General features: G+C 60.5%; 12 protein-coding genes. 9 read left to right on the forward strand and 3 right to left on the reverse strand.

All coding sequences use genetic code 11. The annotated features are described in order from the left end of the window. Nucleotides 1–18: 18 nt before the first annotated feature. From Ga0074115_RS02535 to Ga0074115_RS02555, 5 genes are all read left to right on the forward strand, one after another. A complete protein-coding gene (locus Ga0074115_RS02535; RefSeq protein ID WP_057955211.1) occupies nt 19–477 on the forward strand; it encodes a DUF302 domain-containing protein in 459 nt (152 codons plus the stop codon). Between the two features lie 16 nt (nt 478–493). Continuing rightward, nucleotides 494–922: a DUF1841 family protein gene (locus Ga0074115_RS02540; protein WP_057955210.1), complete on the forward strand. Its 429-nt coding sequence runs from the start codon at nt 494–496 to the stop codon at nt 920–922. 1 nt (nt 923) lies between these two features. Continuing rightward, the gene (locus Ga0074115_RS02545) at nt 924–1,124 is read left to right on the forward strand and encodes a hypothetical protein (protein ID WP_006474261.1); all 201 of its coding nucleotides are present in this window, start codon (nt 924–926) and stop codon (nt 1,122–1,124) included. Nucleotides 1,125–1,274: 150 nt separating this feature from the next. Beyond that, nucleotides 1,275–1,670 carry a host attachment protein gene (locus Ga0074115_RS02550; protein ID WP_057955209.1) on the forward strand — a complete coding sequence of 132 codons (396 nt, stop codon included), beginning with the start codon at nt 1,275–1,277 and terminating at the stop codon, nt 1,668–1,670. Between the two features lie 20 nt (nt 1,671–1,690). Then, on the forward strand, nt 1,691–4,081 hold the full coding sequence (locus tag Ga0074115_RS02555; protein ID WP_057955234.1) for a Lon protease family protein: 2,391 nt from the start codon (nt 1,691–1,693) through the stop codon (nt 4,079–4,081). 9 nt (nt 4,082–4,090) lie between these two features. On the opposite strand, the gene xseA is transcribed toward Ga0074115_RS02555, so the two are convergent. Beyond that, nucleotides 4,091–5,575, reverse strand: coding sequence for an exodeoxyribonuclease VII large subunit (gene xseA, locus Ga0074115_RS02560; protein ID WP_057955208.1), 1,485 nt, complete (start codon nt 5,573–5,575; stop codon nt 4,091–4,093). Further along, on the reverse strand, nt 5,572–7,686 hold the full coding sequence (locus Ga0074115_RS02565) for an ATP-binding protein (protein ID WP_232432866.1): 2,115 nt from the start codon (nt 7,684–7,686) through the stop codon (nt 5,572–5,574). The genes xseA and Ga0074115_RS02565 overlap by 4 nt, the downstream gene beginning before the upstream one ends. A 242-nt stretch (nt 7,687–7,928) precedes the next feature. Between Ga0074115_RS02565 and guaB the strand changes: the two genes are divergently transcribed. The 4 genes from guaB to Ga0074115_RS02585 all read left to right on the forward strand — a co-directional run bounded on the left by guaB (nt 7,929) and on the right by Ga0074115_RS02585 (nt 12,638). Then, entirely contained in the window at nt 7,929–9,392 is a 1,464-nt protein-coding gene (guaB, locus tag Ga0074115_RS02570; RefSeq protein ID WP_060528189.1) for an IMP dehydrogenase, read from the forward strand. A gap of 148 nt (nt 9,393–9,540) precedes the next feature. Continuing rightward, nucleotides 9,541–11,115 (forward strand): glutamine-hydrolyzing GMP synthase, encoded by a 1,575-nt coding sequence (gene guaA / locus Ga0074115_RS02575; RefSeq protein WP_057957046.1) that lies wholly within the window; start codon nt 9,541–9,543, stop codon nt 11,113–11,115. Continuing rightward, nucleotides 11,116–11,607, forward strand: coding sequence for a tRNA adenosine(34) deaminase TadA (tadA, locus tag Ga0074115_RS02580; protein ID WP_057957045.1), 492 nt, complete (start codon nt 11,116–11,118; stop codon nt 11,605–11,607). Between the two features lie 38 nt (nt 11,608–11,645). Beyond that, the gene (locus Ga0074115_RS02585; protein ID WP_057957044.1) at nt 11,646–12,638 is read left to right on the forward strand and encodes a phospholipase A; all 993 of its coding nucleotides are present in this window, start codon (nt 11,646–11,648) and stop codon (nt 12,636–12,638) included. Nucleotides 12,639–12,645: 7 nt separating this feature from the next. Here the strand turns inward: Ga0074115_RS02585 and mltF are convergent, their stop codons facing one another. Beyond that, entirely contained in the window at nt 12,646–14,049 is a 1,404-nt protein-coding gene (mltF, locus tag Ga0074115_RS02590; RefSeq protein ID WP_087959716.1) for a membrane-bound lytic murein transglycosylase MltF, read from the reverse strand. Nucleotides 14,050–14,061: the final 12 nt, after the last annotated feature.

Genomic DNA, 14,061 nt, shown 5'->3' on the forward strand with positions numbered 1-14,061 from the left:
ATTGAGAGGAGGAATGATATGAAACGATGGGCTACTCTGCTGGCGATTGCCGCCCTGCTTGCCTCAAGCTCCGTCTGGGCGGGCAATGGCCTGATCAATGTGCGTAGCGAGTTTGGCGTGGAGCGCACCATGAATCGTCTGCAAAAAGTTGTAAAGGTCGCCGGCATGAAAGTATTTGCCCGTATCGACCACGCCAAGGGTGCCGCCAGCGTTGGCAAGAGCCTGCGACCGACCCAGCTGCTGATCTTTGGTAGCCCCAAGGCGGGCACCCCGCTGATGATCAGCGACCAGCGGGTCGGTATCGATCTGCCGCTGAAGGTGCTGGTCTGGCGGGATGCCAAAGGCGTAGTCTGGCTCAGCTACACTCGTCCGGCGCGTATTCTCAATCGCTTTGGCATCCACGATCGGGAGCCGGTGAAAAACAAGATGGCTGCGGTGCTGGCGAAGTTCGCCAAGGCAGCGACGCAAAACCCCTGACTGAGGCGCTATCCCATTGTTTGGAGGTGACAGAGATAAGATCCGCCAGGTGTTCGTCGACGCCTGGCGCAAGCGTATCGGCGGTGAGCCGATGCAGCCGCTGGAGCTGGTGGTGGCGGGCATCATCGAACTGCATCCGGAGTATCAACCGATGCTGCTGGATGGCGAGCAGGCCAAGGCACGTGACTTTCTGCCCGAGGGTGGTGAGTCCAACCCGTTTCTGCATATGGGGATGCACATCACCTTGCAAGAGCAGGTCAGCACCGATCGGCCAGCCGGCATCGCCGGCTACCATCAGCGCCTCTGTCAGCGGCTGGATGACCCTCATGAGGCGGAGCACCAGATGATGGAGTGCCTTGGCCGCATCCTCTGGGAGGCCCAATCGAACAAGCGCATGCCCGATGAGGCGGCCTATCTCGAATGTCTGAAGCGTTTAGTACTCTGATATGGGCGGGGTGAACTTCCGCAACTGCGCCCTGTGCCGAGTGATGCGCGGCTTTGCCTTTGGCGGTATGGGCGCGGCGATCTTTGGTTATGGCTCGATCTGGTTGTTCGGGGTTGAGCAGAATGAAGCGATCTATTATGCGCTCTTCGGCGCCATCGCATTGACTGCCTGGGTGCATCGCAAACGCTCTGACGATCGTTGAGTCTGGTTCGGCCCGCTTCTTCCGTCCAGCTTTCGTGGCGCAATTGTTGTTTCAGGATTAGGATTAAGTTAAGGGCTTCTCAGTCTGTTGGCCTTTTGGCAAAGGCCAGGTGACACGGGGGCGAAACTCCGCAACAGAGGGGAGAGTGCTATGTCGATGACTTGGGTAGTGGTAGCAGACTCCAGTCGGGCCCGTATCTTCAATGTCGAGAAACCGGCCAGGGCGCTCAACGAGATTCAGACAGTCACCCATCCAGAGGCGCGACTGCATGAGGGCGACCTGATCTCCGATAAGACCGAGAAGCCGGATGTACGCCGGCAGGTCGAGGCTGATCGCTTCGCCGCTCATGTCTGCTCGGTACTCGAGGCGAAGCGCAAGAATGGTGAGTGCCAGCGTCTCTATCTGGTGGCTGCGCCCAGCTTCCTCGGCATGATACGCAAGCATCAGAGCGCCGCTTTGAAGCAGCTGGTGGTGGCGGAGGTTGATAAAAACCTGGCGATGCAGGACGCTACGGAGATCCTTCAGCATCTGCCTAAGCTGCTCTGACCGGCTTGCGCACACGGCTGATGGAAAAACTAAACCCACTCAGGCCCGATCAGCTCTACCGGGAGTGCGATCTCAGCGGGCTTGAGTTTACCACCACCGCAGAGCTGGAGCCGTTGACCGAAACGGTGGGTCAGGAGCGGGTCAGTGAGTCGCTCGATTTTGGCGTCGGCATCGAGCATGAGGGCTACAATCTCTATGTGATGGGCTCTGCCGGGGTCGGTCGCCACCGGGTCACCATCGATGCCCTTAAACGCCTCACCCAGGAGTCCGGCAAGCGTTCGGTGGACTGGTGTTATTTGGCCAATTTCGACACTCCACATCGGCCGATCGCGATTAGTCTGCCGCCTGGTATGGGCCGGGAGCTGCGCAGCGACATGCAAGAGCTGGTGGTTGAGCTGCTTAGCGCGATCCCATCCAGCTTCGAGAGCGAGCATTTTCAGCGACGCGCAGCGGCGATCCACGACAGTATCAAATCCCGTGAGCAGGAAGCGGTGGAGCTGTTTAGCGAGAAGAGCCGCCAGCAGAGCGTCGCCCTGCTACACACCCCGGACGGCTACACTCTTGCGCCGATTGTGGATGACAAGGTGCTCTCCTCCAAGCAGTTTGCCAAGCTGCCGAAGAAGCAACGGAAGGTACTGCAGGCGAAGATCGATCAGTTCCGCGACCAGCTGCGCCAAGTGTTGGGACAGATCCCGATGTGGCAGCGGGAGCTGCGCAGCCGCTACAAAGAGCTGGAGCTGGAGGTGGTGGGGCTGGTGATTGATCAGCTGATCGGCGAGCTGGCCAGTAAATATGCAGAACAGCATGAGCTGCTGAGCTACTTTGAGCGCCTGCACCGGGATCTGCTGCAGCAGATTGAACTATTTAGCGGGACCGATGAGGAGAGCGAGTCCCCTCCAGGAGCGGATGCCCCCCGCTTCAATCGCTACAAGGTCAACCTGCTGGTGGACAACCGGGATGGCCCGGCGGTGCCGATCCTGCACGAGACCAATCCGACCTACCAGAACCTGCTCGGACGGATCGAGCATATGGCGCGCCTCGGCACCATTGCTACCGACTTCACCCTGATCAAAGCGGGTGCGCTGCACCGCGCCAACGACGGTTTTCTGCTGCTGGAGGCAGAGAAACTGCTCGCCAATCCCTACGCTTGGGAGGCGCTGAAGCGCACCCTGAAATCCCGCGAGATCCGCATCGAATCCCTGGAGCGCCAGCTCAGCTTGGTTAGTACCACCAGTCTGGAGCCGGAGCCTATTCCCATCGACCTGAAGGTAATCCTGATCGGCGACCGCCACATCTACCATCTGTTGAAAGCCTATGATGCCGAGTTCAGTCAGCTGTTCAGGGTAGTGGCCGACTTTGCCGAGACTCTGCCGCGACAGCCGGGCAACGATCAGCGATTTCTGCGGCTGGTGGCTACTCTGCAGCAGCGTGAGGGGTTGCGGCCGATCGAGCGTATGGCGGCAGCGCGGATAGTGGAGTGGGCGGCGCGCCGCGCCGGCGACGGAGCTCGGCTCTCGCTGCACATGGGCAGTCTGGTTGATCTGCTGCAGGAGGCTGACTACTGGAGCGCCAGGGAGCAAAAAGAACAGATTGGCGTGGCGCAGCTGGAGCATGCTATCGAGCATCAGCAGCGACGTGTTGGTCAGCTGCAGGAGCGTATGCAGCAGGAGATCCTCGACGGCATCCTGATGATCGATACCGGCGGCATTCAGCTGGGTCGGGTTAATGGCCTGTCGGTGATCCAGGTGGGGGATTACAGCTTCGGCATGCCGAACCGCATCAGCGCCACTGCGCGCATCGGCAGTGGCGAGGTGATCGACATCGAACGCGAGGTCGATATGGGCGGGCCGATTCACAGCAAGGGGGTGTTCATCCTCTCCGCTTACCTCAATCGCCGCTACGCTCGCTATCAGCCGTTATCGGTCTCGGCGACCCTGGTGTTCGAGCAGAACTATGGCGAGGTGGAGGGTGACAGCGCCTCCGCCGGCGAGCTCTGTGCGCTGCTCTCAGCGCTCGGCGATCTGCCGCTGAAGCAGTCCCTGGCGATCACCGGTTCGGTCAATCAGCATGGTGAGATGCAGCCGATCGGCGGGGTCTGCGAGAAGATCGAGGGCTTCTTCGATATTTGCCAGGCGCGCGGTCTAGATGGCAGCCACGGAGTGATCATCCCACAGGTCAATTTGTCCGATCTGATGCTGAAAAAGAGCCTGCGCGAGGCCGCTGCTGAGGGCCTGTTTTCTATCTATGTGGTGCGCCATGTGGAGCAGGCGATGGAGCTCTTCACTGGGATGCTGGCGGGGGTGGCGGATGAGCAGGGGGTCTACCCCAAGCAGACCGTCAACGGCAAGGTGCAGGTACGGCTGGCGGAGTGGTTTGCGCTGCGCCTGCAGCTCTCCGGTGGGCAGGGCTGAGTGCGCGATCTACTCGCCTGATTCGAGAACCCGGCAGCGCAGCCTGCCGCGGGCCAGCCTGGTCTCTACCTGGTCGCCGACAGTGACCTCGGCGGCGTCCCGCAGGATCGTCCCGTCTTCACTGCTGACAATGGCAAAGCCCCGTTCCAGGGTGGTGAGCGGACTGAGGTTGTGCAGATCCCGGGCGAACTGGGCCAACTGTCCCTGGGCCTGTTCGAGTCGACTCTCCATCGCCTGTTGCAGCCGCTGCTGCAGATGGTGATGTCTTTCGTCTAACGGTGCCAGCTGATGCGCTGGTGAGGCGCTCTGCAGCCGCCGTTGCAGATAGCTGAGGGCCAGCTGGGCGCGGCTCAGTTGTCGCCCCTGGCTCTGTTGCAGGCGTTCCGCCAGCTTCTCCATCCGTTGTTCAAATCGCACCAGGCGCTGCAGCGGGCTCTGTGGCTGCAGGCGCTGTTGCAGATGCGCCAGGTTGAGCCGGGCACTGTCGAGTTGGCGGGTCTGCTGTTGGCGCAGTCGCAGCCGCAGTTCGTCCAGGCGCTGGCTGAGCTGGCTCAGATGCTGCTGCGGGTGCTGCCGCTGCAGGCGTGCGCTGAGTTGTCTCAGCCGCTCTGTATGGCTGGTAGTGATGTGGCGCAGCCGTGTCTGGAGTTGTTGCTGGAGGCTGTTGAGGCGGCTGCGCAGCTCGACCTGCTCGGGGCTGGCCAGTTCGGCGGCGGCGGAGGGGGTGGCGGCGCGCTGATCGGCGACAAAGTCGGCGATGGTGAAGTCGATCTCGTGGCCGATGCCGGTGATCAGCGGGATCTGCGAGTCGAAGATGGCGCGCGCCACACGCTCATCGTTGAACGGCTGCAGATCCTCCAGGGAGCCGCCGCCGCGCGCCAGGATCAGCAGATCGCAGTGCTGCTGCCGGTTGGCCAGTTGCAGCATCTGTACGATCTGCTGTGCTGCCGTGTCGCCCTGCACCTGCACCGGGTGGATCAGCAGCGGAATCGCCGGGAAGCGTCGCGCCAGCACCGTCAGCAGGTCGCGCAGGGCGGCGCCGGAGGGGGAGGTGATCAGGCCGATCTGGCGGGGCAGCCTGGGCAGCGGTTGCTTGTGCTCGCTATCGAACAGCCCCTCGGCGGCGAGCTTCGCCTTGAGCCGGTCGAACGCCTGACGCAGCGCGCCTTCGCCGGCGGGCTCCATATGTTCGATGTTGAGCTGGAACTCGCCGCGCGCCTCGTAGAGGCTGACCCGGGCGCGCACCAGTACCTGCTGGCCGTTTTGCGGCTGGAAGCGAAGCCGCTGGCGCTTGATACGGAACATTGCGCAGCGTACCTGGGCCACCTGGTCCTTCAGGGTGAAGTAGATGTGGCCAGAGGCGGGACGCGCCAGGTTGGAGATCTCGCCCTCCACCCAGAGCAGCGGGAAGCTGCCCTCGATGACTGCGCGGCTCTCCCGCACTAGGCGGGAGATGGAGTAGATATCCCGGTTGGGCTTAAGCTGGCTGTTCATTGGTTGCGCGGCTGTTGCAGCGCCACTTTCTGGGTGGTATCGATGAGAAAGTGGCGTAGCAGGGCGTTGAGCTTCTCGGTGTCGACCGGTTTCAGCAGGTAGGTGTCCATGCCTGCGTCGAGGCACTCCTGCTTGACCTCTTCAGCGGTGTTGGCGGAGAGGGCGATGATCGGTAGGTGGGTGCCAGGCTTCTCCCGGCTGCGGTAGATGCGGGTGAATTCGATGCCGTCCATGTGCGGCATGCGAACGTCCACCAGGGCGAGATCAAAGCCGCTGGAACGGCTCAGGTCGAGGGCCTGTTTGCCGTCCTGCGCACGCTTTACTCGGTAGCCGGCCTTCGTCAGCATGGTATTGATCAGCTGAAAGCTGATGCTGTCATCCTCAGCCACCAGCACGTGGGTCTCGCGGGTGGCCTCCAGTAGCGGTACAAAACCGCTCTCCAGGGCGAATTTCGAGTCTTCGTCCAGGGGCTGGTCGTCGATCAGCTGTTCGATGGCATGCCACAGATCGACCGGGTTGATCGGCTTGCGCAGGTTGAGATTGTGGTTGTCGCTGCTGATCGCGTGGGTGAAGGTCAGAAACAGTACTGGCGCGCTCTTTCCCAGATAGTTGAGGAGCCGTTCGGCGCGTTCCCGGGTGTCATCGGTGGCAGGGGATTCTGCCACCAGCAGCAGGTCTACCGGATTGCCGTTGAAGCCGGAGTCTGGATCGATCTGGCGATTGTCGTAATGATCCAGCAGGATCACCTGAATGCCAGCCTGGCAGCAGTAGTCGACCAGTGCATTGCGGCTCTCCGGCGAGGGTTCGGAGATGGCGACGGTAACCCCCTGCAGCGCCTCTGGAGGGCTGGGTGGGTCGTCCGGTATCTCTCTCAGGCAGGGTAGCTTCAACCAGAAGCAGCTGCCCCTGCTGGTCTCGCTGCCGAAACCGATCTCACCGCCCATCATCTTTGTCAGATCCCGTGCGATGGTGGTGCCGAGGCCGGTACCGCGGTACTCGCGGGTACGGGAGGAGTCCGACTGCCAGAATTCGTCGAAGATCCGGTTGCGCTTCTCTTTGTCGATGCCGATGCCGGTATCTTGCACCTCGAGCTGCAGATAGTGCTGTTCATCGTTATGCAGCGTCAGTGTGACGGTTATATGGCCGGAGGGGGTAAATTTCACTGCATTGCCGATCAGATTGTAGAGGATCTGGCGAAAGCGCAGTTCGTCGGCGAGGATCTCGTTCGGTACATTGGCGTCGATGCGGCAGACCAGCTCCACCCCCTTGCTGGCAGCGCTGGTGCCGAGGCCGTTGCAGACGTCGATGACGCAGCTGCGGAGATCGAACGCCGAGGGGTGCAGCTCCAGCTTGTTGGCGTCGATCTTGGAGAAGTCGAGGATGTCGCCGATCAACGCCGCCAAGGTGTCGGCGGAGGAGCTGATGGAGCCGATGTAGCCGCGCTGTTCGCGGTTGAGCCGGGTGGCGCCGAGCAGCCGAGAGAGGCCGATGATACTGGAGAGCGGGGTGCGCAGTTCGTGGGTCATGACCGCGAGGAAGTTGCCGCGGGCGCGGCTGGCAGCCTCGGCGGTTTGACGTGAGAAGTGTAGCCGGCGCAGCAACATAAACTGATAGAGCGGCAGGATGATCAGGCCAACCAGCAGGAACAGGGTGTAGAGAAAATGCTGCGACCAGCCGTCCATCAGGGTGATCACCAAGCTGTAGCCGATGATACTGGCGGCGCAGGAGAAGAGCAGATTGTGGGTGCCGTAGCGGGTGCCTTGGGAGACGAATGACCAGAGGTAGATGAGGAAAAAAGGGCTGAAGGGGTTGCCGCTGAGATAGATGCAGAAGGAGGTGCCGCTGACATCCGCAAGTGCGGCGTGCAACTGCCGTCTGGGGTTCGCTTGGGGTTTCCATATGGTATGCAGCAGCAGCCCGATGAACCAGGCGAGATGGATGCCAAAAAAGAGGATGAAATCCTCCCAGGCAAAGGGAAACAGCTCGCGCCATCTGCCGATGATGAGCACGCTCGCCATCATCACCCAGGCCAGCAGCCGTACCACGGATGATTGCAGTTCATCGCTGTTGCGCAATCTCGTCAGTATGGGGTGGTTTGCGTGTGTGAGCATTGGGGCGACCTAGTCTCTACTCAGCCTCTTTCTATTGCGGGCAGTATATCCCGGATCTTTTCAGGATGGTTGATAGCGATGTTTTCCAGCTACCCTGCTGAGGTGCCTGTCGATGACCAGACCATTCAACCAGCCGATCTCTGTTTGAGAATTTTGGCCCGTGGTAGGTGATCCAGTTTACCGGTACCGTGGCAGATTCTATAATGCCCCGCCTGATCCACTCCGATGCGGAAACGAAGACTATGCGTGTAATCGAGGATGCCCTCACATTTGATGATGTCTTGTTGGTGCCGGCCCACTCTACGGTGTTGCCCAACGATGTCGATCTGCGGACCAAACTGACCCGCGATATCAACCTCAATATCCCGCTGGTCTCAGCTGCCATGGATACGGTCACCGAATCCCGTTTCGCCATTGCGCTGGCCCTGGAGGGTGGTATTGGCATCGTCCACAAGAACATGACCCCGGAAGAGCAGGCCCAACAGGTCGCCAACGTCAAAAAGTATGAGGCGGGAGTGATCCGCAGCCCGATCACGGTGGCGCCCAACATCAGCATCGGCGAGGTGGTGGAGCTGACCAGTGCGCACAATATCTCCGGTGTGCCGGTGGTGGATGGCGACAAGCTGGTGGGTATAGTTACCGGACGCGATCTGCGTTTCGAGACCAAGATGGACGATCCGGTGCGCAACATTATGACCCGCAAGGATAAGCTGGTCACCGTCAACGAGGGCGCCGATCGTGACGAGGTGTTGCAGCTGCTGCACAAATACCGCATCGAGAAGGTGCTGGTGGTGAACGGTGAGTTCAAGCTGCGTGGCATGATCACGGTGAAGGATATCCAGAAGGCGAAGGATAACCCCAACGCCTGCCGCGACGATCAGGAGCGGCTGCGGGTTGGCGCCGCGGTCGGCGTTGGCGCGGGCACTGAGGAGCGGGTCGAGCGGCTGGCCGAGGCCGGTGTCGATGTGATCGTGGTGGATACCGCCCACGGCCACTCCCAGGGGGTGCTCGACCGGGTCGCTTGGGTCAAGAAACACTATCCCGAGGTGCAGGTGATCGGCGGTAATATCGCCACTGCCGAGGCGGCCCAGGCGCTGGTGGATGCCGGTGCGGATGCGGTCAAGGTGGGGATTGGCCCAGGCTCGATCTGTACCACCCGCATTGTCGCTGGTGTCGGCGTGCCCCAGGTGACGGCAGTCTCCAACGTGGCGAAGCAGCTGGAGGGCAGCGGCGTGCCGCTGATCGCCGATGGCGGGCTGCGCTACTCCGGCGATATCGCCAAGGTACTGGCGTCAGGCGCCTACTCGGTGATGGTCGGTGGCATGTTCGCCGGCACTGACGAGTCGCCCGGCGAGGTGGAGATCTTCCAGGGACGCTCCTACAAGTCCTATCGCGGCATGGGCTCGTTGGGCGCGATGTCCGGCAAGCAGGGCTCCAGCGATCGCTACTTCCAGGAGAGCACCGACAAGGAGAAGCTGGTGCCCGAGGGTATCGAAGGACGCGTCCCCTACAAGGGCTCGGTGACCAACATAATCTACCAGCTGGTGGGTGGTATCCGCTCCAGCATGGGGTACACCGGTTGTGCGAATCTCGATGAGATGCGCACCAAGCCGCGCTTTGTGCGAGTTACTGGCGCCGGCATGACCGAGTCCCATGTGCACGATGTGACCATTACCAAAGAAGCGCCCAACTACCGTCGGGACTGATTGACTGTAGGTCCGCCTTCAGGCGGACATCTCCGGCTAAAGCCGGACCTACGATACTGGATCGATCCAGAGAGGCACGAGGCTCGGGTTTTCGGTAGAAAACGCCCTGTAGCTTGGTGCCTTTCTGGTTTAAACGACTGGAAAAAACATGACCACTGACATCCACGCCCATCGCATCCTGATTCTTGATTTTGGCTCCCAATACACCCAGCTGATCGCCCGCCGGGTGCGCGAATCGGGGGTCTACTGCGAGATCTTTCCCTACGACAATGCGGGTATGGGGCTGGAGCACAAGCCCAGCGGGGTGATCCTCTCTGGCGGACCGGAGACGGTGACTGCCGACGAGGCGCCGCGCGCGCCGCAGCAAGTGTTCGAGCTGGGGGTGCCGGTGCTGGGCATCTGCTACGGCATGCAGACCATGGCGGCACAGCTGGGAGGTAAGGTGGCGGCCTCCGACAAGCACGAATACGGCTATGCTCAGGTGCGCGCCCGCGGCCACTCCAAGCTGTTGAAGGATATCGAGGACCATACCAATGAACAGGGCTATGGCCTGCTTGATGTCTGGATGAGCCACGGCGATCGGGTCGAGGTGCTGCCGCCCGGCTTCCATGTGATCTGCGAGACCGACAATGCGCCGCTGGCGGGGATGGCCGATGAAGAGCGTGGTTTCTACGGCATCCAGTTCCACCCGGAGGTGACCCACACCCGCCAGGGCAAGCGCATTCTCGATCACTTCCTGTTCCAGATCTGTGGTTGTGAGGCGCTCTGGACCCCGGGTCAGATCATCGAAGAGAGCATCACCCAGGTGCGCGAGCAGGTGGGGGATGCCCAAGTGGTGCTCGGCCTCTCCGGTGGTGTCGACAGCTCAGTGGTGGCGGCCCTGCTGCACCGGGCGATCGGCGATCAGCTGACCTGTGTCTTCGTCGACAATGGCCTGTTGCGGCTCCATGAGGGTGATCAGGTGATGGCGACGTTTGCCGAACATATGGGGGTGCGGGTGATCCGGGTCGATGCGGAGGATCGCTTCCTCAAGGCGTTGAAAGGGGTCTCGGACCCGGAGCAGAAACGCAAGATCATCGGCAACCTCTTCATCGACATCTTCGAGGAGGAGGCGAGCCGGCTGGAGGATGTGGCCTTCCTCGCCCAAGGCACCATCTACCCTGACGTGATCGAGTCCGCCGGCGCCGCCTCCGGCAAGGCCCACGTGATCAAGTCACACCACAATGTGGGCGGCCTGCCCGACTACATGAAGCTGAAGCTGGTGGAGCCGTTGCGCGAGCTGTTCAAGGATGAAGTGCGCAAGATCGGTGTCGAGCTCGGTCTGCCCTCCGAGATGATCTATCGCCACCCCTTCCCAGGGCCGGGACTGGGGGTGCGCATCCTCGGCGAGGTGAAGAAGGCGTATGCCGACATCCTGCGTCAGGCGGATCACATCTACATCGAGGAGCTGCGCAAGCACAACCTCTACGACGAGGTGAGTCAGGCGTTTGCGGTGTTCCTGCCGGTCAAGTCGGTGGGCGTGGTGGGCGATGCGCGCCGCTACGAATACGTAGTCTCGCTGCGCGCGGTGAAGACGATCGATTTCATGACCGCCAGCTTCGCCCATCTGCCGTTCGATTTTCTCGAAGAGGTGTCGCGCCGCATCATCAACGAGGTGGCGGGGATCTCGCGGGTCGCCTACGATATCTCGAGCAAGCCGCCGGCGACGATCGAGTGGGAGTAAATGACCCCAGACGAACAAGACCACCACTTCATGCAGCGTGCCCTTGAGCTCGCCGCCAAGGCGGAGGCCGCGGGCGAGGTGCCGGTCGGTGCCTTGCTGGTGCGTGATGGGGAGGTGATCGGCGAAGGCTGGAACCGGCCGATCGGCAGCCATGACCCCACTGCCCATGCGGAGATCTGTGCGCTGCGGGATGCGGCTCGGCGGGTCGGCAACTACCGTCTGCCCGATACCACGCTCTATGTCAGCCTGGAGCCCTGCCCGATGTGTGCCGGCGCGATCGTGCACGCGCGGGTCAAACGGGTGGTCTATGCTGCCTCTGATCCGCGTAGCGGGGCTGCCGGCAGTGTCTTCGATCTGCTGCCTTCGGATCAGCGTTTCAACCACCGAGTTGAGTCAGAAGGGGGGCTGCTGGCAGAGCAGAGCGCGAATCGTCTGCGGGATTTCTTTCGTGCGCGAAGAAACAAAGATCAAATAAAAGGGACATTGGGATGAGGGAATCGGCCGTTTCTATATGGGGCTGGGGTTATTCAATGACTCTGTGTGGAGCCATCTGTGGCCTCTCATTTGCCGTCTCGGCAGCCGACTCATTCAGTGAACGGGAGCGTTGTCTGCTGGATGCTTTGGCCAAGGCAGAGGGCTCAACTCCGGTGGCCCGGTTGCGCGAACAGTGCCTGCTGCAGTCACAATCGTCGCAGATGGTTGAAACGGTTCAGCTAATACTGCGCCAGGATGATGAGTCGCTGATCGCTCAGCGGGTTGAGGATGAGCACCGCACCCAGGACGATCCGTTTGTGATCACCCCCCACAAGCGCAACTATGTGATGTTCGCCAGCTACAACGCTTCCCCCAACTCCAGGCCCTACGCTGTGACGGATGAGGACTTCAGTAATACTGAGATCAAATTCCAGTTGAGCTTCAAGGTCCCGGTGGTGGATGACCTATTTGGCGACAATGGTGATCTCTATGTCGCCTACACTCACCTTGCTTTCTGGCAGGCCTATAACCAGAAGTTTTCATCACCCTTTCGTGAGACCAACTATGAGCCGGAGGTGTTTCTCTTGTTCGACAACGATTGGGAACTGTTTGGCTGGAAAAACCCGAAGATCAGGTTGGGGATGGTGCACCAGTCGAATGGGCGGTCAGAGCCACTCTCACGCAGTTGGAACCGGCTCTTTGCCCAGTTTATCTTCGAAAAGGACAATCTCTTTCTCGGGGTAAAGCCCTGGTATCGGATTCCCGAGTCTGAAGAGAACGATAACAATCCGGATATCCTTGACTATATGGGGTATGGCGAGCTGCAAGGGATCTATAAAAATGGTGAGCACAGCTACAGTTTCATGCTGCGCAACAATCTCAATTGGGATGAGAATCGGGGCGCGATTCAGCTCGACTGGATCTTCCCGTTACATCGCCGTTTTCATGGTTATCTGCAGTATTTTAACGGCTATGGAGAGAGTATGGTCGACTACAATGCCAGCAGTAACCGATTGAGTTTTGGAGTGGCGTTGACTGATTGGTTATGAGGCCAGCTCAGAGCGCTTCCGGTGAGATGGCGAGTGCCGGGTGGGATGGCTGCTCAGGGGGCGGTTCCTGTTTCTGCCGCTCTGTCCACTTCAGCAACTCATGGTAGGCGCGTACGTTATCGACGTAGTTGACCGGCTCCTGGCCGCGCGCATAGCCGTGTCTGACGGTGGAGTACCACTTTTTCCGGCTCAGCAGCGGTAGGTGCTGTTTTACGTCTGCCCATTTATCCGGGTTACCGCCATCACGCTCGGTGATGATGCGCGCATCCTCCAGGTGGCCAAAGCCGACATTGTATCCGGCCAGGATCAGCCAGGTCCGGTCCGGGTTTTCGATGCGCGGCGGGATCCGCGTATCCAGGTATTTCAGGTAGCGTGAACCGCCAAAGATGCTCTGCTCCGGGTTGAGGCGGTCTTCCACCTGCATCTGTTTTGCGGTGTTCTTGGTCAGCATCATGATGCCACGTACCCCGGTGGGGGACTTGGCATTGGGCCTCCAGTGGGACTCCTGATAGCCGATCGCCGCTAGCAGTTGCCAGTCGAAGCCAGTCTCTTCCGCGGCGGCCCGGAAAAATGCCTCATATTTGGGCAGGCGGTCCTTTATGTGACGCTTGAAGTCCCGTGTGTCGACAAAGTTAAGCCGCCCGATATGGCCGTAGTGGCGCTCCTTCAACTGGGCAAGGGTGCCGTTTTTCTTGATCACCGTGAAGAAGTCGCGGATCGCCTCGTAGAGGCTGGTATCATCCTTGTGCGCCATCGCCCAGGCTAGTTGTTGAGGCTTGGTCAGGTCGAAGCCGACACGGATATTGGGCATGAATCGGCGGTTGACGGCAACCTCGTTGGAGTCGGCGATAGTGAAGTCGATCTGGCCATCCTGCACCATCTGCAGCAGGTCGGAACTCTCCAACTCCCGGTGGGCGGTCCAGGAGAGTCCGGTATATTGCTTCTGTAGCCGTTGTAACTCCTCCTCGTGGCTGGAGTCGGCCAGAATCTCCAGTCGCTTGCCGATCAGATCGTCAACTTTTTTGGGGCGCAGGCTGCCACTACGGTAGACCACCTGTTGGGTGATCTCATGGTAACTGGGGCCAAAACGGATCCTGGTCTCGCGGTTGGGAGTGATAGTGAGGCCGGCGGCGGTAATGTGGGCTTTGCCTTCGATGATGCTGGAGAGTAGGCCGTCCACCCGGTTGGGGACGATAAACCGAACCTTGACCCCGATACGCTGGGCGAACAGTTTGACCAGATCGTACTCGAAACCGGTCATCTTTCCGTCCGGTCCCTCATAGTAGGTGGTTCCACTGTTGCGGGTGGCGACCACAAGCTCACCCCCTGCCTTGATGCGGTCCAGCAGGGGAGGGGGGATGCTACAACCTGAGAGGGAGAGCAGCAAAGCAAGTACAACAGCCAATCGCATCATTCAGATTGA

The organism is endosymbiont of Ridgeia piscesae, assembly GCF_001443665.1.
Lineage (GTDB): Bacteria > Pseudomonadota > Gammaproteobacteria > Chromatiales > Chromatiaceae > Endoriftia > Endoriftia persephonae.